This is a genomic window from Mycobacterium sp. 852002-50816_SCH5313054-b, assembly GCF_001667185.1.
Classification (GTDB): Bacteria; Actinomycetota; Actinomycetes; order Mycobacteriales; family Mycobacteriaceae; genus Mycobacterium.
Map to the genome: position 1 here is coordinate 71950 of NZ_LZIC01000013.1, position 21078 is coordinate 93027.

At 69.6% G+C, this 21078-nt stretch carries 19 protein-coding genes; 14 read left to right on the plus strand and 5 right to left on the minus strand.

Going from position 1 to position 21078, the window contains the following annotated elements; translation table 11 throughout:
• Positions 1 to 16: 16 nt before the first annotated feature.
• The 5 genes from A5787_RS01695 to A5787_RS01715 all read left to right on the plus strand — a co-directional run bounded on the left by A5787_RS01695 (position 17) and on the right by A5787_RS01715 (position 7048).
• On the plus strand, positions 17 to 4336 hold the full coding sequence (locus A5787_RS01695; RefSeq protein WP_066960764.1) for a non-ribosomal peptide synthetase: 4320 nt from the start codon (positions 17 to 19) through the stop codon (positions 4334 to 4336).
• Positions 4333 to 5631 (plus strand): NADPH-dependent L-lysine N(6)-monooxygenase MbtG, encoded by a 1299-nt coding sequence (gene mbtG / locus A5787_RS01700; protein WP_066960666.1) that lies wholly within the window; start codon positions 4333 to 4335, stop codon positions 5629 to 5631. The genes A5787_RS01695 and mbtG overlap by 4 nt, the downstream gene beginning before the upstream one ends.
• Positions 5609 to 5824 (plus strand): MbtH family protein, encoded by a 216-nt coding sequence (locus A5787_RS01705; protein ID WP_066960669.1) that lies wholly within the window; start codon positions 5609 to 5611, stop codon positions 5822 to 5824. The genes mbtG and A5787_RS01705 overlap by 23 nt, the downstream gene beginning before the upstream one ends.
• A 105-nt stretch (positions 5825 to 5929) precedes the next feature.
• A complete protein-coding gene (locus tag A5787_RS01710; RefSeq protein WP_066960672.1) occupies positions 5930 to 6397 on the plus strand; it encodes a hypothetical protein in 468 nt (155 codons plus the stop codon).
• Positions 6398 to 6544: 147 nt separating this feature from the next.
• Positions 6545 to 7048 (plus strand): hypothetical protein, encoded by a 504-nt coding sequence (locus tag A5787_RS01715; protein WP_066960675.1) that lies wholly within the window; start codon positions 6545 to 6547, stop codon positions 7046 to 7048.
• Here the strand turns inward: A5787_RS01715 and A5787_RS01720 are convergent.
• From A5787_RS01720 to A5787_RS01730, 3 genes are all read right to left on the minus strand, one after another.
• Complete coding sequence (locus A5787_RS01720) at positions 7042 to 7935, minus strand: sigma-70 family RNA polymerase sigma factor (protein WP_066960678.1); 894 nt, start codon at positions 7933 to 7935, stop codon at positions 7042 to 7044. The two genes, A5787_RS01715 and A5787_RS01720, sit on opposite strands and share 7 nt — an antisense overlap.
• Positions 7932 to 8528: a carboxymuconolactone decarboxylase family protein gene (locus A5787_RS01725; protein ID WP_066960681.1), complete on the minus strand. Its 597-nt coding sequence runs from the start codon at positions 8526 to 8528 to the stop codon at positions 7932 to 7934. Before A5787_RS01725 ends, A5787_RS01720 begins: the two co-directional genes overlap by 4 nt.
• A gap of 73 nt (positions 8529 to 8601) precedes the next feature.
• Entirely contained in the window at positions 8602 to 8916 is a 315-nt protein-coding gene (locus tag A5787_RS01730; protein ID WP_066914047.1) for a type II toxin-antitoxin system VapB family antitoxin, read from the minus strand.
• A 153-nt stretch (positions 8917 to 9069) separates the two neighbouring features.
• Here A5787_RS01730 and hrcA point away from each other — a divergent pair, with 153 nt between their 5' ends.
• The 3 genes from hrcA to A5787_RS01745 are packed head-to-tail and all read left to right on the plus strand — an operon-like array spanning position 9070 to position 12105.
• Positions 9070 to 10113: a heat-inducible transcriptional repressor HrcA gene (hrcA, locus tag A5787_RS01735; protein WP_066960684.1), complete on the plus strand. Its 1044-nt coding sequence runs from the start codon at positions 9070 to 9072 to the stop codon at positions 10111 to 10113.
• Positions 10114 to 10171: 58 nt separating this feature from the next.
• On the plus strand, positions 10172 to 11317 hold the full coding sequence (gene dnaJ / locus A5787_RS01740) for a molecular chaperone DnaJ (protein ID WP_066960686.1): 1146 nt from the start codon (positions 10172 to 10174) through the stop codon (positions 11315 to 11317).
• Positions 11318 to 11334: 17 nt separating this feature from the next.
• Positions 11335 to 12105 (plus strand): 16S rRNA (uracil(1498)-N(3))-methyltransferase, encoded by a 771-nt coding sequence (locus A5787_RS01745; protein ID WP_066960689.1) that lies wholly within the window; start codon positions 11335 to 11337, stop codon positions 12103 to 12105.
• 18 nt (positions 12106 to 12123) lie between these two features.
• Here A5787_RS01745 and A5787_RS01750 read toward each other — a convergent pair whose 3' ends face one another.
• A complete protein-coding gene (locus A5787_RS01750) occupies positions 12124 to 12867 on the minus strand; it encodes a maleylpyruvate isomerase family mycothiol-dependent enzyme (protein WP_082977024.1) in 744 nt (247 codons plus the stop codon).
• A 105-nt stretch (positions 12868 to 12972) separates the two neighbouring features.
• On the opposite strand from A5787_RS01750, the gene A5787_RS01755 reads away from it, so the two are divergent.
• From A5787_RS01755 to era, 6 genes are all read left to right on the plus strand, one after another.
• Entirely contained in the window at positions 12973 to 13587 is a 615-nt protein-coding gene (locus A5787_RS01755; protein ID WP_066960691.1) for a TetR/AcrR family transcriptional regulator, read from the plus strand.
• Positions 13588 to 13673: 86 nt separating this feature from the next.
• Entirely contained in the window at positions 13674 to 14723 is a 1050-nt protein-coding gene (locus A5787_RS01760; RefSeq protein ID WP_066960694.1) for a PhoH family protein, read from the plus strand.
• Positions 14720 to 15253 (plus strand): rRNA maturation RNase YbeY, encoded by a 534-nt coding sequence (gene ybeY / locus A5787_RS01765; RefSeq protein WP_066960698.1) that lies wholly within the window; start codon positions 14720 to 14722, stop codon positions 15251 to 15253. The genes A5787_RS01760 and ybeY overlap by 4 nt, the downstream gene beginning before the upstream one ends.
• 232 nt (positions 15254 to 15485) lie before the next feature.
• Positions 15486 to 16865, plus strand: coding sequence for a PE family protein (locus A5787_RS01770; protein WP_066960701.1), 1380 nt, complete (start codon positions 15486 to 15488; stop codon positions 16863 to 16865).
• A gap of 521 nt (positions 16866 to 17386) precedes the next feature.
• Positions 17387 to 18673, plus strand: coding sequence for a hemolysin family protein (locus tag A5787_RS01775; RefSeq protein ID WP_066960769.1), 1287 nt, complete (start codon positions 17387 to 17389; stop codon positions 18671 to 18673).
• A gap of 22 nt (positions 18674 to 18695) precedes the next feature.
• The gene (gene era / locus A5787_RS01780) at positions 18696 to 19595 is read left to right on the plus strand and encodes a GTPase Era (RefSeq protein ID WP_066960704.1); all 900 of its coding nucleotides are present in this window, start codon (positions 18696 to 18698) and stop codon (positions 19593 to 19595) included.
• Positions 19596 to 19604: 9 nt separating this feature from the next.
• On the opposite strand, the gene A5787_RS01785 is transcribed toward era, so the two are convergent.
• A complete protein-coding gene (locus A5787_RS01785; RefSeq protein WP_066960708.1) occupies positions 19605 to 21062 on the minus strand; it encodes an aminotransferase class I/II-fold pyridoxal phosphate-dependent enzyme in 1458 nt (485 codons plus the stop codon).
• Positions 21063 to 21078 lie beyond the last annotated feature (16 nt).

Here is a 21078-nt window from a genome sequence, read left to right on the forward strand (position 1 = left end):
GGCCATCGAGGACGTGATGGCGCTGAGCCCGCTGCAGCAGGGGCTGTTCGCGATGACGAGTTTGACCGATCCCGGTGCCAGCGACCCGTATGTCATCGCGATGGCCGCCGATGTGACGGGTTCGCTCGACGTCTCCCTGCTGCGCGACTGCGCCGCGACGATGCTGACCCGGCACCCGAACCTGCGGGCTAGCTTCGTACACGGCAACCTCAGCCACCCAGTGCAGGTGATTCCGAGCGCCGTCGAGGTGCCCTGGCGACAGGTCCGGGCTACGCCCGATGAGGTCGAGACCCTGGAGGCCGAGGAGCGCCGACGCCGCTTCGACCTGGGCCGCGGGCCGCTGATCCGATTCCTGCTCGTCGAATTACCCGACCGGCGCTGGCATCTGGTCATCGTGGCGCATCACCTGGTGATCGATGGGTGGTCGCTGCCGCTTTTCGTGTCCGAACTGCTCGCCCTGTACCGCGCCGGCGGCGACGGCGCCGCGCTGCCGCCATCGCCGCGGCCGTACCGCGACTACATCGGCTGGCTGGCCGGCCGGGACCAGACGGCCAGCCGGGCGCTGTGGGCGCAGCACCTGGCCGGCCTCGACGGGCCGACCCTCCTGTCACCGGCGCTGACCGCCACGCCGCCGCGGGCGGGCATCCCGCGGCGCACCACGCTGCGACTCGACCGCGACGCCACCACCGCGCTGGCCGAGGCCGCTCGCGCGCGCGGCGTCACCCTCAACACCCTGATTCAAATGGCTTGGGCGGCGATACTTTCGGTCTTGACCGATCGCAGCGATGTGACCTTCGGGGTGACGGTGTCCGGCAGGCCCGACGAACTGTCGGGCGTGGAGACGATGGTCGGGCTGTTCATCAACACCGTGCCGTTGCGGGTGCGGGTGGATCCCCGCACGACGGTCGGGGCGCAATGCGCTGCTCTGCAACGGGAATCCGCCGCGTTGCGTGACCACAGCTACCTGGGGCACGCCGAGTCGCGCGCCCTCGCCGGCATCGGCGAGCTGTTCGACAGCTTGCTGGTGTACGAGAACTTCCCGCCCGGCGCCGTGGTGGGCGCGACCGAATTCGCGGCGAACGGCGCGACGTTCCGCCCGGCGACGTTGGAGAGCGTGTCGCACTTCCCGGTGACGATCGCCGCGCACCTGAGCGCGGGTGAGCTGACCGTGCTGGTGGAGGTGCTCGACGGCGCGCTGGGCACGATGGCGCCCGACGGCCTCGGCCGGCGGCTGCTGGCGACGCTGCAGCGCCTGGTGGACAAGTGGGACCGGCCCCTGCGCGAGGTCGACATCCTGCTGGACGACGAGCAGCGCCCGATCCCGCCGGCGCCAGGTCCGAACCCGGTCGCGGTGCACATCAGGTTCGCCGAAATGGCCGCGGCACTACCCGATTCGGTGGCGGTCGGCTGGGCCGACGGCCGGCTGACCTACGGCGAACTCGACGCGCTCGCCGACCGGCTGGCCGCCGCCCTCAGCCGAGGGGGCGTGGGCAGCGAGACCCCGGTCGCGATCACGCTGCCCCGGGGTCCCGGCTACGTGGCCGCGATGCTGGCAGTCCTCAAGGCCGGCGGCACGATCGTGCCGCTGGATCCGGCGATGCCCGAGGACCGGGTGGCCGAGATCCTGCGCCAGACGTCGGCGCCGATCGTGATCGACGGGAAACTGTTCACCGCTTCCGCCGAAACCGCCACGCCCGCCGACTACCGGGCGGCCCCGGTTCCGCCCGATCACGCCGCCTATGCGGTGTTCACCTCGGGCACCACCGGCGCACCCAAAGGCGTTGTCGGCACCCACCGGGCACTGTCGGCCTACGTCGACGACCACATCGAGCGCGTCCTGCGACCGGCCGCCGCGCGACTCGGCCGGCCGCTGCGCGTCGCGCATGCCTGGTCCTTCACCTTCGACGCGGCGTGGCAGCCGTTGGCCGCGTTGCTCGACGGCCACGTGGTGCACATCATCGGCGACGACGACCAGCGCGACGCGGAGGCGCTGGTCGCGGCGATCGACCGGTTCGGCCTGGACATGATCGACACCACGCCGTCGATGTTCGCCCAGCTGCACACCGCGGGGCTGCTGCGCCGGGTGCCACTGGCGATTCTCGCGCTTGGCGGCGAAGCGCTGGGCAGCGCGGCGTGGCAAGCGATCCAACGGGAATGCGCCCGCACGGCCATGACCGCCTTCAATTGCTACGGGCCCACCGAAACCACGGTCGAGGCCGTCGTCGCCGCCATCGATGAGCACGCGCGACCGACCATCGGGCGCCCGACCCGGACCACCCGCGCCTACGTCATGGACTCCTGGCTGCGCCCGGTGCCGGACGGCGCGGCCGGCGAGTTGTACCTGGCCGGGGACCAGCTGACCCGCGGCTATCTCGGGCGCGCGGCCGAGACCGCCGCACGGTTCGTCGCCGACCCGCATGCGTGCGGTGGCCGGATGTACCGCACTGGAGATGTGGTGCGCCGCATGCCCGACGGCGGCCTGGAGTTCCTCGGGCGCAGTGACGACCAGCTGAAGATCCGCGGCTTCCGCGTCGAGCCGGGGGAGATCGTCGCGGCACTCAACGGACACGACGGGGTGCGCGGCGCCCACGTGACGGCCCGCAGCCATGCCAACGGGCCGCGGCTCACGGCGTACGTGGCGGGTGGCCCCAATCCGCCGACGGTGGCCGAATTGCGGTCGATGCTGCTCAAGCGGCTGCCGCGCTACCTGGTGCCCCACCACATCGTCGTGCTCGACGAGTTGCCGCTGACGCCGCACGGCAAGATCGACGAAAAGGCCTTGGCGGCAACAGGCATCGCGGCGGACCGGGCTGTCCCGCCCGAGACGCCGACCGAGGCGGCGCTGGCCGAGGCGTTCACCGACATCCTGGAGATCGCCGACGTCGACGTCACCGCCGGATTTCTCGAAATGGGTCTGGACAGCATCGTGGCCCTCTCGGTGGTGCAGGCGGCCCGCCGGCGTGGCATCGCGCTGCGGGCCAGGCTGATGACGGAGTGCGAGACTATTCGCGAGCTCGCCGCGGCGATCGACGAGGATGCCGAACAGCTCGTGACCGCCGAGGCAAGCGGCCCAATTCCGTTGCTGCCCAACGCCCATTGGCTCTATGAGTACGGCGAACCGCGCCGGCTCGCGCAAACCGAAGCCATCCGGCTGCCCGACACCGTCACGCGCGAGCACCTGCGCGCCGCGCTGGCCGCCCTCATCGACGGCCACGAGGTGCTGCGCACCAGCCTGGATCGGGCCGCCATGACGCTGCTCGAAGGCCCCATCCCGGACTTCCTCACCGAAGTCGACGTCGAGGACCTGCACGCGGCGGTCACCGCCCAGGCGTCCGCCGCCGTCGAGCGGCTCGACCCGGAGCGGGGAACCCTGCTGGCCGCGGTGTGGCTACGGCCGCCGAGCGGGGGGAGCGTCCTGCTGCTGGCGGCCCACGTGCTGGCGATGGACCCGGCGTCGTGGCGGGTGGTGCTCGGCGAATTGGACTCCGCGCTCACGGCTTTGGCCGCCGGCCGGCCACCCGCGCCGGTGCGCGAGCACACCAGCTACCGGCGCTGGGCCGCGGCGCTGTCCGAGCGCGCCCGCCGCCTCGACACCGTCGGCTTCTGGCGCGCCCAACTCGAGGGCGACGATCCCGACATCGGCGCCCGGCGAATCCGCCCGGGCCGGGACGTGGCGCGCGACCTGGTCGTCCGCACCGCCCTGGTCGACGCGGACGTCAGCGGTCGGTTGCTGAAATCCCAAGCGCCCCTGCCCGATCTGCTCGTCGCCGCGACCGCCGCGATGCTGACGGGCTGGCGGCGGGCCCGGGGTCAGGCCACGCCGCCACCGTTGCTGGCGCTGGAGACCCACGGCCGCGCCGACGCGTTGCTGGACGAGCCGGGCGCACGCGCCGTCGACACCGGCGACACGGTCGGGCTGCTCAGCTCGATCTACCCGCTGCGGGTCGATCCGGCGCGCCCCGTCGCCGAACAGCTCGCCGAGATCCCCGGCCACGGAATCGACTACGGGCTGCTGCGCTACCTGCGCGCCGACACCGCCGGGCAGCTCGCCGGCTTCCCGGGGCCGCAACTGCTGCTGAATTACCTCGGCGCCGCCCACACCGGCGGCGGCACCGCACTGCGCCTCGACCGCGAGCTGCTCGCCGATGTGTCGCCGGTGCCCGAGCCCGAGCTCGCCGTGCGCCACGAGCTCACCATCCTCGCCGTCGTGCTCACCGCCGGGGAGCAGCGGATGCTGGCCACGCAATGGCGCGCGCTGCCCGACATCCTCGACGACGCGGATATGGCTGCGCTGCAACAACTCTGGACAGACAACCTCAGGGAGGTGGCGACATGAGCGTGCTTGCTATCCTCGGCGCCGGGGCCAAGGCGGTGGCCGTCGCGGCCAAGGCGTCGGTGCTGCGCGACATGGGCCCCGATATCCAAGAGGTCCCCGACGTGGTCGCCGTCGAACGCATCGGCGTCGGGGGCAACTGGCAGGCCAGCGGCGGCTGGACCGACGGGGCGCACCGGCTGGGAACCAGCCCGGAGAAGGACGTCGGGTTCCCCTACCGCTCGGCGCTGGTACCGCGCCGCAACGCGGAACTCGACGAGCGGATGACCCGCTACAGCTGGCAGTCATACCTCATCGCCACCGCGTCGTTCGCCGCATGGATCGACCGTGGCAGGCCGGCGCCCACCCACCGCCGGTGGAGCCAGTACCTCGGTTGGGTGGCCGACCAGATCGGCCTGAACGTGGTGCACGGCGAGGTGGAACGGCTGGCCGTCGACGGCGACCGTTGGGCGCTGCAGACCCACGAAACCATCGTGCACGCCGACGCTTTGATGATCACCGGCCCCGGCCAGGCCGAGAAGTCCCTGTTGCCCGGCAATCCGCGGATGCTGTCGATCGCCCAGTTCTGGGACCGCGCCGCGGGCGACGACCGGATCAGCGCCGAACGGGTGGCGGTGATCGGCGGCGGGGAGACGGCCGCGTCGATGCTCAACGAGCTGTTCCGGCATCGGGTTTCGACGATCACGGTCATCTCGCCTCAGGTGACGCTGTTCACCCGCGGCGAGGGCTTCTTCGAGAACTCGCTGTTCTCCGATCCCACCGACTGGGTCGCGCTGACGCTCGACGAACGCCGCGACGCGCTGGCCCGCACCGACCGTGGGGTGTTCTCGGCCAATGTGCAGGAAGCGCTGTTGTCCGATGACCGCATCCGCCACCTGCGCGGCCGGGTCGCGCACGCGGTGGGCCGCGACGGGCAGATCCGGTTGACCCTGTCCACCAACCGCGGCAGCGAAAACCTCGAGACGGTCCACGGTTTCGATCTGGTCATCGACGGCTCCGGCGCCGACCCGCTGTGGTTCACCTCGCTGTTCAGCCAGGACGCGCTCGACCTGCTCGAACTCGGCCTGGGCGGACCGCTCACCGCCGACGGCCTGCAGGAGGCCATCGGCTACGACCTGGCCGTCACCGACGTCGCCCCAAAGTTGTTCCTGCCCAACCTGTCCGGCCTCACACAGGGCCCCGGCTTCCCGAACCTGAGCTGTCTTGGGCTGCTGTCCGACCGGGTGCTGGGCTCGACGGCACATTCCGGCAAGCAGAAAACGATGAGGAGAAGCGATGAGCACCAACCCCTTCGATGACGACGGCGGGGCGTTCTACGTGCTGGTCAACGACGAGGAGCAGCACAGCCTGTGGCCGGCGTTCGCCGAAGTCCCGGCCGGCTGGCGCGTGGCGTACGGCGAGGCGAGCCGCTCGGCGTGCCTGGACTACGTCGACGAGAACTGGGCCGACCTGCGGCCGAAGAGCTTGCGCGAGGCCATGGCGGCCGGCTGAGCGCCGGTAGCGTGCCCGTACCGTGACCCGCCCGAGACCAAGAACAGCGGGCGCTCGGGGCAGAATCACAACTCTTACGCACAGGGGGAGGACCTGACCATGAGAATGAAATCCTGGAAATCGTTGGCCACCGGCGCGATAGCCGTGGGTGCGATGGGCGCGGCCGGCATCGGCGTGGCATCCGGCGCGCCGCTACCGCAGGATCCGCCGCCGGCGCCGGGACTGCCGACCCCGGACCAGTTGTCCAACCTGTGCAACCAGGCCACCGATCCCGGCGTCTCGTACACGACCAAGACCAACCTGGTCGAGAACGGCATCGCCCCGGACGAGGGCCACGTGGCCGACCACGACCTGCGGAAGGCGTACCGGAACGGCAACTTCCCGGAGACGTTCGCCGTGACGAACATTGCGCCGGCCGGACCGAACATGGCCCAGGCCGACGTCGCCATCTCCGGTCCGAGGTTTGCCGGGCCGGTCGAGAAGCACCTCGTGTTCGTCAACCAGGGCGGCAACTGGATCCTGCAGCACGACGCCGCGATCGCCCTCATCCAGGCCGCGTCGGCGACGAACTAGCAAAGCGGGCGGCCTGTGCACCCACACAGTGGGCGCACAGGCTACTCACATGGTGTGCTCGTAACGTCACGGTGCGCAGACCCGAAGTAAGAGTCGAAAGACGCACACTGGCACCGTCCGTCGACGCGTGCCCACCAAAGGGGGACCATGAAAACCGTTAAATTCTTCGCCGGCGGCGCGGCAGCGCTGGCCGTCATCGGGGGAGCAGCCGCCGGCATCACGTCCATCGCGGCGCCGGGCGAGTCGGCCCCGGTGCAGCTGATCGCTGTCGGTGCGCCGTTGCCGCAGGACCCGCCGCAGGCGGTCAACGTGCCGACGGCCGATCAGTTGACCGGCCTGCTGACCAGCCTCGCCGACCCGAGTGTCCCGTTCGCCAGCAAGAGCAATCTGGTTGAAGGCGGAATAGGCGGAATGGAAGCGCACATCGCCGACAAGAAGCTGCAGAAGGCGGCAAAGAACGGCGACCTGCCGCTGGCGTTCAACGTCACCAACGTCCAACCGGCCGCGGCCGGGTCCGCGACGGCTGACGTGGCGGTCTCGGGTCCCAAGCTCACGTCGCCGGTCACCCAGAACGTCACGTTCGTGAACCAGGGCGGCTGGGTGCTGTCGCGCGCCTCGGCGATGGAGTTGCTGCAGGCCGCCGGTCAGTGATCGGCGCGCACGCCGCGCAGGTCTAGTTTGGCGATCCGGTCCGGGTCCGCCAGCACATCGATGGCCGCCACCAGCCCGTCGCGCACCACGAAACCCATGATGGCCGTGGGCCGCCCGTCGACGAACACCACCGCGCCGGCAGCACCGTTGACGATGGCGGGGCGCACCTCGCGCTCCGGCGCCGCGTAGCCGCGCGCGAGTTTGGCCACCGAGGCCGCGCCCTCGGTGCGGAAAACCGCGGCGCCCCGGCCAAAGTCGCCGCGCAGCACGACGTCGGGATGCAGGACCGACACCAGCCGGTCGAAGTCGCCGGCGCGGCCCGCGGCGAAGAAGGCGTCAACGGCCTCGCGCTGCGCGGCGACGCCCCCCTCGGGGGCGGGCTCGGCCCGCTCGATGCGCCGGCGGGCCCGGCTGGCCAACTTACGCGTCGCCTCCGGGCTCCGCTCGACGATGGGTGCGATCTCGTCGAACGGGACGGCGAACACGTCGTGCAGCACGAAGGCCAGCCGCTCGGCGGGCGGCAGGGTGTCCAGGACCACGAACAGGGCCAGCCCGACCGCGTCGGCCAGCATCGCCCGGTGTTCGGGATCGAATTCCCCGTCGGCGTCGACGATCGGATCCGGCAGGTGCCCGACCGGCTCCTCCCGGCCGCGTCCGTGGCGGTCGCGCAAGGTGTTCAGGCAGATGCGGGCCACCACCGTGGTCAGCCAGGCGTCCATATTCGCGATGTCCTGGCCGGCGCCGCTGAGCCGTAGCCACGCCTCCTGCACGGCGTCCTGGGCGTCGTCGACCGAGCCCAGCATGCGATAGGCGATGGCGCCCAGCCGGGGCCGCGCCGCCTCGAAACGCGCGGCCAGCGCGGCCTCCGGTTTGTCGGGCCTCGTCACGCGCGGTCCTTCTCGGGCAGCGCGCAGACCCGGTCGCCGGAGAAGCCGGACGATCCGATGCCCAGCGCGATGTTGAACCGGGCGCGCATGTTGCCCAGCGTGATGACGTGGGTGAGCGCGACGAGCTGGGCGGCGTCGAAGTGGGCGCGCAGCGCGTCGAAGAGCTGATCGCTCACCTCGACCGGGGTGCGGCTCATCGCGGTGGCGTACTCCAGGATCAGCTTGTCCAGCTCGCAGAAGCAGGAGGCGTTGCGGTAATCCGACAGGGCCAGCAGTTCCTCGTCGGTGAGTCCCCACTGGCGCGCGATCTGCGAACCCAGGTCGATGCAGTACTCGCAGCGCACCGTGGTCGCCGACTTCAGCTCGGCCAGCGCGCGGTGCCGGGGACTGAGGAGGTCCAGCTTCGACTCCGCCTGCTCGAGCTTGCCGTAGGCGCTGAGCAATCGGGGGATGTGCGCATACATCCGCAGCGGTTCGAGCATCCCCGCGGTCTCGAGCCCGGCCATCTGCGCCAGCTTGCGCTTGGTGAAGAAGAACGCGATCTTGGCGCCCAGGCCGGCGTCACGGTCGGAGACTCCTTGAAGGCGAGGCATGGCGGTCCTCCTTGAACGTGGTCCTTTCTACGTCGACACCCGGCGACGCAGAAATGTGACCGCGCCAAAAGAGTTACGTCTGGTGACTCAGCGGCATGTCCATGTCGAACACCCGGGCGTGCAGCACGGTTCGGTTCCGCAGCGCGGCGCGCACGGCGCGGTGCAGGCCGTCCTCGAGGTAGGTGATGCCCCGCCACCGCACCGCGTGCGGAAAAAGATCGCCGTAGAAGGTGGAGTCCTCCGACAGCAGCCGGTCCAGCGCCAGCACGGTCGTCGTCGTGACCAATTCGTCCAGCCGGATCTGCTGCGGCGGTATCTGGGACCAGTCCTTGTAGGACAGCCCGTGCTCCGGATACGGCTTGCCGTCGCGCACGCCCTTGAAAATCATTGGCGGATCGTCTCTGACGCGTCCCCCGGGCCCGACGAGTACATGGGGGACAGGCTAGCCGGGAACCCGTCGACGATCGCCGCCAGACGCCTCGAATGGCGGGGAGACCCTCGTGACACCGTAAAATGGACGCGATCAAGGAGGTGGGAGCCGATGGGAAGCGCCGACGAGCGTCGCTTCGAGGTGCTGCGCGCCATCGTCGCCGACTTCGTCTCCACCCAGGAACCCATCGGTTCCAAGTCGTTGGTGGACCGCCACAACCTGGGCGTGTCGTCCGCGACGGTCCGCAACGACATGGCCGTGCTGGAGGCCGAGGGCTACATCACGCAGCCCCACACCAGCTCCGGACGGGTCCCCACCGAAAAGGGCTACCGCGAGTTCGTGGACCGGCTGGCCGACGTCAAGCCGCTGTCGTCGGCCGAGCGAAGCGCGATTCAGAGCTTTCTGGAGTCCGGCGTCGACCTCGACGACGTGCTGCGCCGCGCGGTCCGGCTGTTGGCGCAACTGACCCGCCAGGTGGCGGTGGTGCAGTACCCGACGTTGTCGACGTCGACCGTTCGCCACCTGGAAGTGATCGGCCTGACGCCCGCCCGGCTGCTGATGGTGGTCATCACCGACTCCGGCCGGGTGGACCAGCGCATCGTCGAACTCGGCGACGTCATCGACGACCATCAGCTGTCCCAGCTGCGCGAGATGCTGGGCCAGGCCCTGGTCGGCAAGAGGCTCGCCGCGGCGTCCACCGCCGTCGCCGACCTGGCCGGTGAGCTGCACGGGCGCAGCGGGCTGGCCAACAACCTCAGCGACGCCGTGGGCCGCTCGGCGACGGTGTTGCTGGAGTCGTTGGTGGAGCACACCGAGGAGCGCCTGCTGATGGGCGGCACCGCCAACTTGACCCGCCACGCCGCCGATTTCGGCGGCTCGCTGCGGTCCATCCTGGAGGCCCTCGAGGAGCAGGTGGTGGTGCTGCGGTTGCTGGCGGCCCAGCAGGAGGCCGGCAAGGTGACGGTGCGCATCGGGCACGAGACCGCCGTCGAGCAGATGGCGGGCACCTCGATGGTGTCCACCGCTTACGGCACCTCCGATACCGTGTATGGCGGTATGGGTGTGCTGGGCCCCACTCGGATGGACTATCCGGGAACTATCGCCAGCGTGGCTGCGGTTGCTCTCTATATCGGCGAAGTTCTGGGTGCCCGATGACCGCGCACCCCGGTGTTTGTTGACGGCCGCATAACGGCGGCACAAGGAAGGTCAGGGCGTGGCACGCGATTATTACGGGCTGCTCGGCGTGGGCAGAAACGCCGGCGATGCGGAGATCAAGCGCGCGTACCGCAAGTTGGCGCGCGAGCTGCATCCCGACGTCAACCCCGACGAGGCCGCGCAGGCGAAGTTCAAGGAAATCAGCGCCGCCTACGAGGTGCTGAGCGACCCGGAGAAACGCCGGATCGTCGACCTGGGCGGGGATCCGCTGGAGAACGCCGCCGCGGCCGGCGGCGGGTTCGGCGGCTTCGGGAACCTCGGCGACGTGTTCGAGGCCTTCTTCGGCGGCGGCTTCAGCGGGGGTGGGGCCTCCCGCGGTCCCATCGGCCGGGTCCGGCCCGGTTCGGACTCGCTGCTGCGGATGCGGCTGGACTTGGAGGAGTGCGCGAACGGCGTGACCAAGCAGGTCACCGTCGACACCGCGGTGTTGTGCGATCGGTGCCAGGGCAAGGGCACCAACGGCGATTCGGTGCCCGTCCCATGCGACACCTGCGGCGGTCGCGGGGAGGTGCAGACGGTGCAGCGCTCGCTGCTGGGCCAGATGATGACGTCGCGGCCATGTCCCACCTGCCGGGGTGTCGGAGTCGTCATCCCCGACCCGTGCCACCAGTGCATGGGCGACGGGCGGGTGCGGGCCCGCCGGGAGATCAGCGTGAAGATTCCCGCCGGCGTCGGCGACGGCATGCGCGTCCGCCTGGCCGCCCAGGGCGAGGTCGGGCCCGGGGGCGGCCCGGCCGGCGACCTGTACGTCGAGGTGCACGAGCAGGCCCACGACATCTTCGTCCGCGAGGGCGACGACCTGCACTGCACGGTGTCGGTGCCGATGTTCGACGCGGCGCTGGGCGTGACCGTCATCGTCGACGCCATCCTCGACGGCCAGAGCGAGATCACCATTCCGCCTGGCACGCAGCCGGGTTCGATCATCACGCTGCGCGGGCACGGGATGCCGCACCTGCGGTCGGGCGCCCGGGGCAACCTGCATGTCCACGTCGACGTGGTGGTGCCCACCCGCCTGGACCACCGCGACACCGAACTGCTGCGCGAGCTGAAGAACCGCCGCAGCCGCGACGTGGCCGAGGTCCGCTCCACCCACGCCGGCGGCGGACTGTTCAGCCGGCTGCGCGAGACCTTCACCGGGCGCTAAGTCGCTGGGCCCCGCACATGGTGGCGACGCTGTTCTACGTTGACGCACTGCCCGACACCGGCGCGCTGGCCGTCGTCGACGGCGACGAGGGCTTCCACGCGGCCACGGTGCGCCGGATCCGGCCCGGCGAACAGCTCGTGCTCGGCGACGGCGCCGGCGGACTCGCGCGGTGCGAGGTCGAGCACGCCGGACGCGACGGGCTGCGGGCGCGGGTGCTGGGGCGCTGGAGCGTCGAGCCCGGTCGCCCGGCGGTGACGGTGGTGCAGGCGCTGCCGAAGTCCGATCGCTCCGAGTTGGCGATCGAGTTGGCCACCGAGGCCGGTGCCGACGCGTTCCTGGCCTGGCAGGCCGCTCGCTGCGTGGCCAGCTGGGAGGGTGCCCGGGTCGACAAGGGGCTGCGCCGGTGGCGGGCCGTCGCCCGTTCGGCGGCCCGGCAGTCCCGCCGGGCGCACATCCCGCCCGTCGAGGGCGTGCTGTCCACCACCGCGCTGATCCAACGAGTCCGCGACGAGGTGTCGGCCGGGTCGGCGGTGCTGGCCCTGCACGAGTCGGCGACCGAGCGGCTCGCGGATCACCATGTCGGCCAAGCGGATTCGGTGCTGCTGGTGATCGGGCCCGAGGGCGGCATCGCGCCGGACGAGATCACCGCGTTGACCGCGGCGGGCGCGGTGGCGGTCCGGCTGGGCCCGCAGGTGCTGCGGACGTCGACCGCGGCCGCGGTGGCGTTGGGCGCGCTGGGCGTGCTCACGCCGCGATGGGACCCCGCCGGCCTGGACGGCGGCCAATGAGGCCTTGGCGGCGCCGCGTCAGAAAACGCTCAGCTGGCGCACGATCTCGAGGTTCGCTCGGTCCCCTTCGGCTTGCACGCCGAGGGCTTCCCACGTTCCGCGTTGACTGACCCACCGCACGAATGCGTCGGCGTCGGAAGTGATTTGGGCGGTCAATTCCCCATCGCCGAAGCGCAGTGTGCGGGTGCAGCCTCCAGTCAGGCGAATCTCCGCCACGCCGTCGATGCGCCCGAGCAGGGCAGCGTTTTGCTGGGGCAGCGCTGCCTCGATCCAGTCGACGGTTGGTTCAAGCCGCAATGCGTCGGAGGCCGGCGGCTCTGCTTGCACCGGGCCATGTGGCTGCAATAGGTCATGTCTGATGTGTACGTACTGCTCGAAGGCGAACGCCGTCGGTATCACCGACGCGGGATAGGTCCCGACATCTCCGAGCGGCACCTCGAAGTCTTGGCCCTCGGCCGCGGCGAGGACCTCGAGGCCCTTCAGGCTGACTGACTCGTAATCGTCGACGATTTCCCGGGAGGTCATCGAGCGACGCGATTCGACGTAGAGGTCCGCTGCCCGCTCCGCGGGCAGGCCGCGGGGATCGGGCAGCTGCGACGGGTCGACGGCCAGCCAGAAACTGCACGCCATGTGAGACACGACGTCCCGTACCGACCAGCCCGGGCATCCGCTCGCCTGTGCCCAGGCGGATTCTCCGAGGAGGGGAAAAATCGCCAGCAGCGCCGCGCGGTCCGACTCGATGGCCTGTATCGCTGAGCTCATCTCACGTGTCCCTTTCCGTGGTTCGGCCGTCCCGCTGCTATCTTGAGAGCGAGATTCATACAGTATGTATGAACCTACATACAGTATGTATGAAAGGCAACAGCTGTGAACGACGAACGCCGCACCCAGGCGGAGCGCTCCGCGGAGACGCGGGAGGCACTGGTGGCCGCGGCGCGGCCCTTGTTCGCCGCCGACGGTTTCTCGGAGGTGGCGCTCGAGGCGATCGTGCGAGCGGCGGGCGTGACCCGCGGCGCGCTCTATCACCACTTCGCCGACAAGACCGAGCTGTTCGCGACGGTGTTCGAGCAAGTCGAGGCGGAGGTCGCCGCCCGGATGAGCGAGGCCATCACGGCGGCGGGCGAAACCGACGCCATCGAGGTCATGCGGTTGGGCGCGGCTTTCTGGCTGGACGCCTGCTCCGATCCCGAAATCCAGCGCATCGCGCTGGTGGACGCGCCGGCGGTGCTCGGTTGGACGCGGTGGACCGAGATCGGCAACCGCTACAACATCGGGTTGGTGCGGGCGCTGCTCTCCAGCGCCATCGAGACCGGCCGCATCCCGCCGCAGCCGATCGAAGCGACAGCGCTGACAATGCTTGGCGCCATGCGTGAGGCCACCCTGTACGTGGCGAGGGCGGACGATCATGACACGGCACGCAGGGAAGCCGGCGCGGTCATCGACCGGTTGATCCGGGCCCTGACCGCAAGCGACGGTGACTAGAAGGCTGACCACTGGGGGCCCCCGGCGTAGACTGAGTCAGCTGAGCAAACCCCTGACAAGCCGAGGAAGCAGGTATCGGAAACCACGTGACGCCCCGCGAAACTAGCGCTGCCGGCGCAGCTTCGGGCTCTGCTCAAGTTCGCAGCAGCATCAACGTTCCGCCCGACCTCGTTGTGGGCCTGCTCGGCTCCGCGGACGAAAACCTGCGCGCCCTCGAACGCACCCTGAGCGCCGACCTGCACGTGCGCGGCAATGCCGTCACGATTTCCGGCGAGCCGGCCGACGTCGCGCTGGCCGAGCGGGCGGTCTCCGAGCTCATCGCCATCGTGGCCGGCGGCCAGCCGTTGACGCCGGAGGTGGTGCGCCACAGCGTCGCCATGCTGGTCGGCACCGGCAACGAGTCACCTGCCGAGGTCCTCACCCTGGACATCCTGTCGCGCCGCGGCAACACGATCCGGCCCAAGACGCTCAACCAGAAGCGCTACGTCGACGCCATCGACGCCAACACCATCGTCTTCGGGGTCGGCCCGGCCGGCACCGGCAAGACGTATCTGGCCATGGCCAAGGCCGTCCACGCGCTGCAGAGCAAGCAGGTCAGCCGGATCATCCTGACCCGACCGGCCGTGGAAGCCGGTGAGCGCCTTGGCTTTTTGCCCGGGACGCTGAGCGAGAAGATCGACCCGTACCTGCGGCCGCTGTACGACGCGCTCTACGACATGATGGACGCGGAGCTGATCCCGAAGCTGATGTCGGCCGGGGTTATCGAGGTCGCACCGCTCGGGTACATGCGAGGAAGGACGTTGAATGACGCCTTCATCGTCCTCGACGAGGCGCAGAACACCACCGCCGAGCAGATGAAGATGTTCCTCACCCGACTCGGCTTCGGGTCGAAGGTCGTCGTCACCGGCGACATGACCCAGATCGACCTGCCCGGCGGGGCCCGGTCCGGCCTGCGCTCGGCGGTCGAGATCCTCGACAGCGTCGAGGACATCTACATCGCCGAGCTGACCAGCGTAGATGTGGTGCGCCACCGGCTGGTTTCGGAAATCGTCGACGCCTATGCCCGCTACGAGGAGCCCGGATCGGGGATGAACCGGGCGGCCCGACGCGCCTCGGGTAGTCGCAGTCGCCGATGAGCATCGAGGTCTCCAACGAGTCGGGCGTCGACGTGTCCGAGGTCGAGTTGGTCAGCGTCGCGAAATTCGTGATCGCGCGGATGGACGTCAACCCGAGCGCCGAGCTGTCGATGGTGTTGCTGGACACCGCGGCGATGGCCGACCTGCACATGCGCTGGATGGACCTGCCGGGACCGACGGACGTGATGAGCTTCCCGATGGATGAGCTCGAGCCCGGCGGCCGCCCGGACGCGCCCGAGCCGGGGCCGGCGATGCTGGGCGACATCGTGCTGTGCCCGGAATTCGCCGCCGAACAGGCGGCGGTCGCGGGCCACAGCCTCGGACATGAGTTGGCGCTGTTGACGATTCACGGTGTACTGCACCTGCTCGGCTACGACCATGGCGAGCCGGCCGAGGAAAAAGAGATGTTCGCCCTGCAGGACCGGTTGCTCGAAGAATGGGTCGCCGAACAGGTCGAGGCCTACCAGCAAAACCGCCAGGAGGAACGCGACCGCCGGTTGCTGGACAAGTCAAGGTATTTCGACAATTGAATCCCGGTAAACACTGGGCATGAAACTGGAATAGGCTCCGAGCTTTTGATCGGCCGCGCGCCTTTGTCCACCACCCTCCCGTTGATCCCTTGGAGTACAAGTGATCTAGCGCGGCGGGCGAAATTGTCTCGCGCCGCACTGGAATATCGGGTCGGAATGGGCGTACGCTCTCGACACAATTTCATGTGCATCCAATTCGCCGGTATGTCGACGATCTTGCGAGAGGATTGCGATGTCATATTTGGTGGCTGCCCCGGAGTTCCTGGCTTCGGCGGCAACGGATCTGTCCAACATCGGCTCATCGCTGACCGCCGCGAATGCCGCGGCGGCGGGGACGACGACCGGGGTGCTGGCCGCCGGTACCGATGAGGTCTCGGCGGCGGTCGCGTCGCTGTTTGCCGGGCACGGGCGGGCGTTTCAGGCGCTCAGCGCCCAGGCCGCGGCGTTTCATTCCGAGTTCGTGCGGGCGTTGAGCGCCGCCGGCGGTGCCTATGCGGGCGCCGAGGCGGCGAGCGCCGTGCCGTTGCAGAGCGTGCAGCAAGACCTGCTTGGTGCGATCAATGCGCCCTTCCTGGTGCTGTCCGGCCGACCGCTGATCGGCAACGGCGCACCCGGAGCAGTTGGAAGCGGACAACCAGGCGGGAACGGTGGCTGGCTGATCGGCAACGGCGGTGCCGGCGGGTCCGGAATCAACTCAGCGGCCGGCACCGGCGGTACCGGCGGCGCGGGCGGTGCGGGTGGGCTGTTCGGCGCCGGAGGCAGTGGCGGGGCCGGCGGGTCCGGTGCCACCACCGGCGGGGTGGGCGGGACCGGCGGGACCGGCGGGCTGTTCGGCGCCCCCGGCGTTGGCGGGCGCGGCGGCCCCGGTGCCATCATCGGTGGTGCCGGCGGGGCGGGCGGTGCCGCCCTGCTGTTCGGCCCCGGCGCGCCTGGCGGGGTCGGCGGCGGGGGCACTACCTCCACCGGCGGGGCCGGTGGTGCCGGCGGCCACGGCGGCCTGTTGTTCGGCGCCGGCGGTGGCGGCGGCGCCGGGGGGCAAGGCCTCTCTACCGGTGGGGCCGGCGGTAACGGCGGCAACGCCGGCCTGCTGTTCGGTGCCGGTGGGTCCGGCGGCGCTGGCGGGACAACCCTGAGCGCCGGGACCGGCGGCGCGGGCGGCAACGGCGGCGGCGCCGGGCTGCTGTTCAGTCCCGGCGGGGCCGGCGGCAGCGGCGGGTTCGGTTTTACGGCCGGTGGGGCCGGCGGCGCCGGCGGTAATGGTTTCCTGATCGGTGCCGGCGGGGCGGGCGGTGCCGGCGGGGACAGTGGCGGCATCGGAGGTGTCGGCGGGGTCGGCGGAAATGCCGGCATGCTGTACGGCACCGGCGGCGCCGGCGGCGTCGGCGGCGGTGGCGGAACCAACGGCGGTAACGGCGGTGACGGCGGCCGTGGGGTGCTGTTCGGCAACGGCGGCGAGGGCGGGGCCGGCGGGTTCGCGGGCACCGCCACCGGTGGCGCCGGCGGCAACGGCGGCAACACCCTGTTTGGCTTTGGTGGTAACGGCGGCATCGCCGGGTTTGGCATAGGGACGGACGGCACGGCCGGCAAGCCTGGGTCCGGGTTGTTCGGCTGAGGGTTGTTCTAACTTGTTCTTACTGCCGTATGTAACCGCGCTCACCATTGTGTCGTAGCCGGCTGCGTCGACCGGATTCACAAACGCGCGAGGGAGTTCAGAAAAATGCGCCTCAATTCGGTGTTGGTTTGCAGTTACAGTCTTTCGGCCGCGTAGACTGGAAATCGCCTTACGCATCAGGGCATTTCATGCTTCAACACCGAGGCGCTCCGAAGGGCCGAGACGGGGCAGCGATGCCAGCGATATCTTAGTTTCGTTTGCTGCGGCCTTCTTCTCTCGTCGCCTTTTCGCCTCCCCGATCGCCTTTCCATATGCTAAGGGCGACGCTGCCGCCCGCTGGCACTGTTCCCCACTGGATCACGGCCGGCAAGGTAAGAAACCAGTGCAGGACGCGCTAACCGTAGCGGTGTTTTTCCTTCGCCGGACGCTGCAAGTGTTGACCCCCCATGTTGGACGTGCTTGCAAAGTCGCAGGTAGGGTCAATGAAACAGCAAATCCACTATCTCAAGGTATTTCGACAATTGACCGGTGTGTCCCAGCTGCTCGGCGCGATCGCCCTGATCGCCCTGGGCGGACTCTTCGCGGCGATCGACGCCGCCATGAGCACGGTGTCGCTGGCGCGCGTGCAGGAACTGGTGCGCGAGGAGCGGCCCGGGGCGGTGTCGTTGTTCAAGGTGATGAGCGAGCGTCCGCGCTACATCAATCTGGTGGTGCTGATGCGCATCATCTGCGAGATCACCGCGACCGTCTTGTTGGTGGTGTTCCTCTACGACAACTTCGGCATGAGGTGGGCGTTGTTCGGCGCGGCCACCATCATGGTGGTGACGAGCTTTGTCGTCATCGGAGTCGGCCCCCGCACCCTCGGCCGCCAGCACGCCTATTCCATTTCCATGGTGACCGCGCTTCCGCTGCGGGTCATTTCGTGGTTGTTGATGCCGCTCAGCAGGTTGCTGGTGGTGCTGGGCAACGCCCTGACACCCGGGCGGGGGTTGCGCAACGGGCCGTTCGCCTCCGAGATCGAACTGCGCGAGGTCGTCGATCTGGCCCAGCAGCGCGGCGTGGTCGCCGCCGACGAGCGCCGGATGATCGAGTCGGTCTTCGAACTCGGCGACACCCCGGCCCGCGAGGTGATGGTGCCGCGCACCGAGATGATCTGGATCGAAAGCGACAAGTCGGCCAGCCAGGCGACGAACCTGGCCGTGCGCAGCGGGCACTCCCGCCTCCCGGTGATCGGCGAAAACGTCGACGACGTGGTCGGCGTGGTGTACTTGAAAGACCTTGTCCAGCAGACATTCCTGTCGCGCGAGGGCGGCCGGGAGACCAAGGTGTCGCAGGTCATGCGCCCGGCGGTCTTCGTGCCGGACTCCAAGCCCCTGGACGCGCTGCTGCGTGAGATGCAACGCGACCGCAACCACATGGCCCTGCTCGTCGACGAGTACGGCGCGATAGCCGGCCTGGTCAGCATCGAGGACGTGCTGGAAGAGATCGTCGGGGAGATCGCCGACGAGTACGACCAGGCGGAGACGGCGCCGATAGAAGAGTTGGGCGACAAGCGGTTTCGGGTATCGGCGCGACTGCCGATCGAAGATGTCGGCGAACTGTACGACGTCGAATTCGACGACGACCTCGACGTCGACACGGTGGGCGGCCTGGTGGCATTGGAATTGGGCCGGGTGCCGCTGCCCGGCGCCGAGGTGGTCTCGCATGGCCTGCGCCTGCGCGCCGAGGGCGGCCGCGATCACCGGGGGCGGGTGCGGATCAACACCGTCCTGCTGAGCCCGGCCGAAGCCGACGGGAACCCGGTATGACGCTCGGCTTTGGGATGCTGCCATGACTGAATTCCATTCGGGTTTCGTGTGTTTGGTGGGCCGGCCGAATACCGGCAAGTCGACGCTGACGAACGCGCTGGTCGGCACCAAGGTGGCGATCACCTCGACGCGACCGCAGACCACGCGGCACACCATCCGCGGGATCGTGCACCGGGAAGACTTTCAGATCATCCTGGTCGACACCCCCGGCCTGCATCGGCCACGGACCCTGCTGGGCAAGCGGCTCAACGAACTGGTCCGCGACACCTACGCCGAGGTCGACGTGATCGGGTTGTGCATCCCGGCCGACGAGCCGATCGGCCCGGGCGACCGGTGGATCGTCGACCAGATTCGCGCGGTCGCTCCCAAGACTGCGCTCGTCGCCGTCGTCACCAAAATCGACAAGGTGCCCAAGGACAGGGTGGCCGCGCAGTTGGTCGCCGCCAGCGAGCTGGTCGGCGACTCGGCCGAAATCGTCCCGGTGTCGGCGGTCACCGGCGCGCAGGTCGACATCCTGACCGACGTGCTGGCCGCGGCGCTGCCCGCCGGCCCGGCCTACTACCCCGACGGTGAGCTGACCGACGAGCCCGAAGAGGTCCTGATGGCCGAGCTCATCCGCGAGGCCGCCCTGGAGGGGGTTCGCGACGAGCTGCCGCACTCGTTGGCGGTGGTGATCGACGAGGTCAATCCGCGCGAGGGGCGCGACGACCTGATCGACGTGCACGCGATCCTTTACGTCGAGCGGGACAGCCAGAAGGGCATCGTGATCGGCAAGGGCGGCGCGCGGCTACGGGAAGTGGGGACGGCCGCGCGCGCCCAGATCGAGAAGCTGCTGGGCACCAAGGTCTACCTCGAACTGCGGGTCAAGGTCGCCAAGAACTGGCAGAGCGACCCCAAACAACTTGGTCGGCTTGGCTTTTAGCCGCGGCCTTTAGGCGAGCACCCGAATGGTCTGCAGCGACGGATCGGCCGCGTCGGGGACGTTCATCCCGGCCCGCACCCCGGAACACAGGTAGTCCAGCACGGTGTCGTTGAGTCGCTCGCCGGGCACGACGGCGGGAATGCCTGGGGGATACGGGGTGACCTGCTCGGCGGAGACTCGCCCCGCGGCCCGGTCGGTGGGCACCGCCTCGGTGCGCCCGAAGAACGCGTCGCGGGGCGGGCAGACGTTGTCCAACTGCAATTCCTCGGGTGAGGGTAGGTCGATCAGCGGGGGAGGGTCGAAATCGCTGGCCGCCCTGCGCCATTCGGCCAGCGCGTGGGTGAGGCGGCCCGCGGTGGCCTTGTCGTCGGCGAAGGACAGGGTCGCCAAAATGCGGCGGTGATCGCTCATCCCGATATCGATGTGGGCGTGCGCGCGCAGCCAGTCGGCGGCCTGATAGCCGGAGGTGCCCGTCGCCGAGACGTCCATCATCACCTGTAACCGGTCCAGGTCGTGGGACGCCTCGACGCCCAGCAACTCGTCGTCGAGCACCTCCACGTCCGGGATCAGTTCGATGTCCTGACGCAGCTCGTGCGCCAAATCCAGTGCGGCACCAAGTAAGTCGTGGCCGTGCTCGACCATCTGCCGGCGCCATCCGTCCATCGCGGCATAGACCAGGACGCTGGGGCTGGTGGTCATCAGCAGATCCGCGCAGGCCGAAAGGCGGTCCTGGTCGATCCGGTCGCCCTGCAAGTGGAACACGGAGCCCTGTTCGAAACCCGCGCCCATCTTGTGCACGCTGACCACGCAGATGTCCGCGCCGGCATCCATCGCCCAGGTCGGCAGGTCCTCGTGGAAGGGCAGATGCGCGCCCCACGCCTCGTCGATGATCAACGGCTTGCCGCGCGCGTGGCAGACCTCGGCGATCCCGGCGATGTCGGCGCAGGTGCCGTACGGGCTGGGGCTCACGACGAGCGCACCGGCGGCGTCGGGGTGCTTCGCCCAGGTCTCCTCGACCTGCTCGGGGGAGGGCGGATGGGAGAAGTGGCGCTCGGCGTCCCAGCGGGGGGTGATCCAGCGGGGCTGCACGCCGGAGAAGACCAGGCCCGCCACGACGGACTTGTGGCTGTCCCGACCCACCAGCAGGCTGCCGTCGCCGCCGGCCACGGCCATCATCGCGGCCTTCACCGACAGCGAGCTGCCGCAGGTGGAAAACCATGCGGTGTCGGCCCCGACGGCGTTGGCCATCAGGTCCTCCGCGTGCTTGAGGTATCCGTTGCTGGTCTTGCGGTCATCCAGCCCGCCGCTGGCCAGCACGTCGTCGAGGAACGGTTCGCCGCCCAGCACGGCCAGCACCCGGTAGTCGGTGCCGCGTCCCTGCCGGTGCCCGGGTGGGGTGAATCCGTACCGGTTCTTTTCCCGATAGTCGGCGACCGCATTCAGCAATGGCGCGTCGGATTGGTCCATTCGGTGGGGATACCCG

Coding starts and splice junctions, on each gene's coding strand:
- A5787_RS01695 (WP_066960764.1), top strand. CDS start 17: ATGGCGCTGAGCCCGCTGCAGCAGGGGCTGTTCGCGATGACGAGTTTG.
- mbtG (WP_066960666.1), top strand. CDS start 4,333: ATGAGCGTGCTTGCTATCCTCGGCGCCGGGGCCAAGGCGGTGGCCGTC.
- A5787_RS01705 (WP_066960669.1), top strand. CDS start 5,609: ATGAGCACCAACCCCTTCGATGACGACGGCGGGGCGTTCTACGTGCTG.
- A5787_RS01710 (WP_066960672.1), top strand. CDS start 5,930: ATGAAATCCTGGAAATCGTTGGCCACCGGCGCGATAGCCGTGGGTGCG.
- A5787_RS01715 (WP_066960675.1), top strand. CDS start 6,545: ATGAAAACCGTTAAATTCTTCGCCGGCGGCGCGGCAGCGCTGGCCGTC.
- A5787_RS01725 (WP_066960681.1), bottom strand. CDS start 8,528: ATGCCTCGCCTTCAAGGAGTCTCCGACCGTGACGCCGGCCTGGGCGCC.
- A5787_RS01730 (WP_066914047.1), bottom strand. CDS start 8,916: ATGATTTTCAAGGGCGTGCGCGACGGCAAGCCGTATCCGGAGCACGGG.
- hrcA (WP_066960684.1), top strand. CDS start 9,070: ATGGGAAGCGCCGACGAGCGTCGCTTCGAGGTGCTGCGCGCCATCGTC.
- A5787_RS01745 (WP_066960689.1), top strand. CDS start 11,335: ATGGTGGCGACGCTGTTCTACGTTGACGCACTGCCCGACACCGGCGCG.
- A5787_RS01750 (WP_082977024.1), bottom strand. CDS start 12,867: ATGAGCTCAGCGATACAGGCCATCGAGTCGGACCGCGCGGCGCTGCTG.
- ybeY (WP_066960698.1), top strand. CDS start 14,720: ATGAGCATCGAGGTCTCCAACGAGTCGGGCGTCGACGTGTCCGAGGTC.
- A5787_RS01770 (WP_066960701.1), top strand. CDS start 15,486: ATGTCATATTTGGTGGCTGCCCCGGAGTTCCTGGCTTCGGCGGCAACG.
- era (WP_066960704.1), top strand. CDS start 18,696: ATGACTGAATTCCATTCGGGTTTCGTGTGTTTGGTGGGCCGGCCGAAT.
- A5787_RS01785 (WP_066960708.1), bottom strand. CDS start 21,062: ATGGACCAATCCGACGCGCCATTGCTGAATGCGGTCGCCGACTATCGG.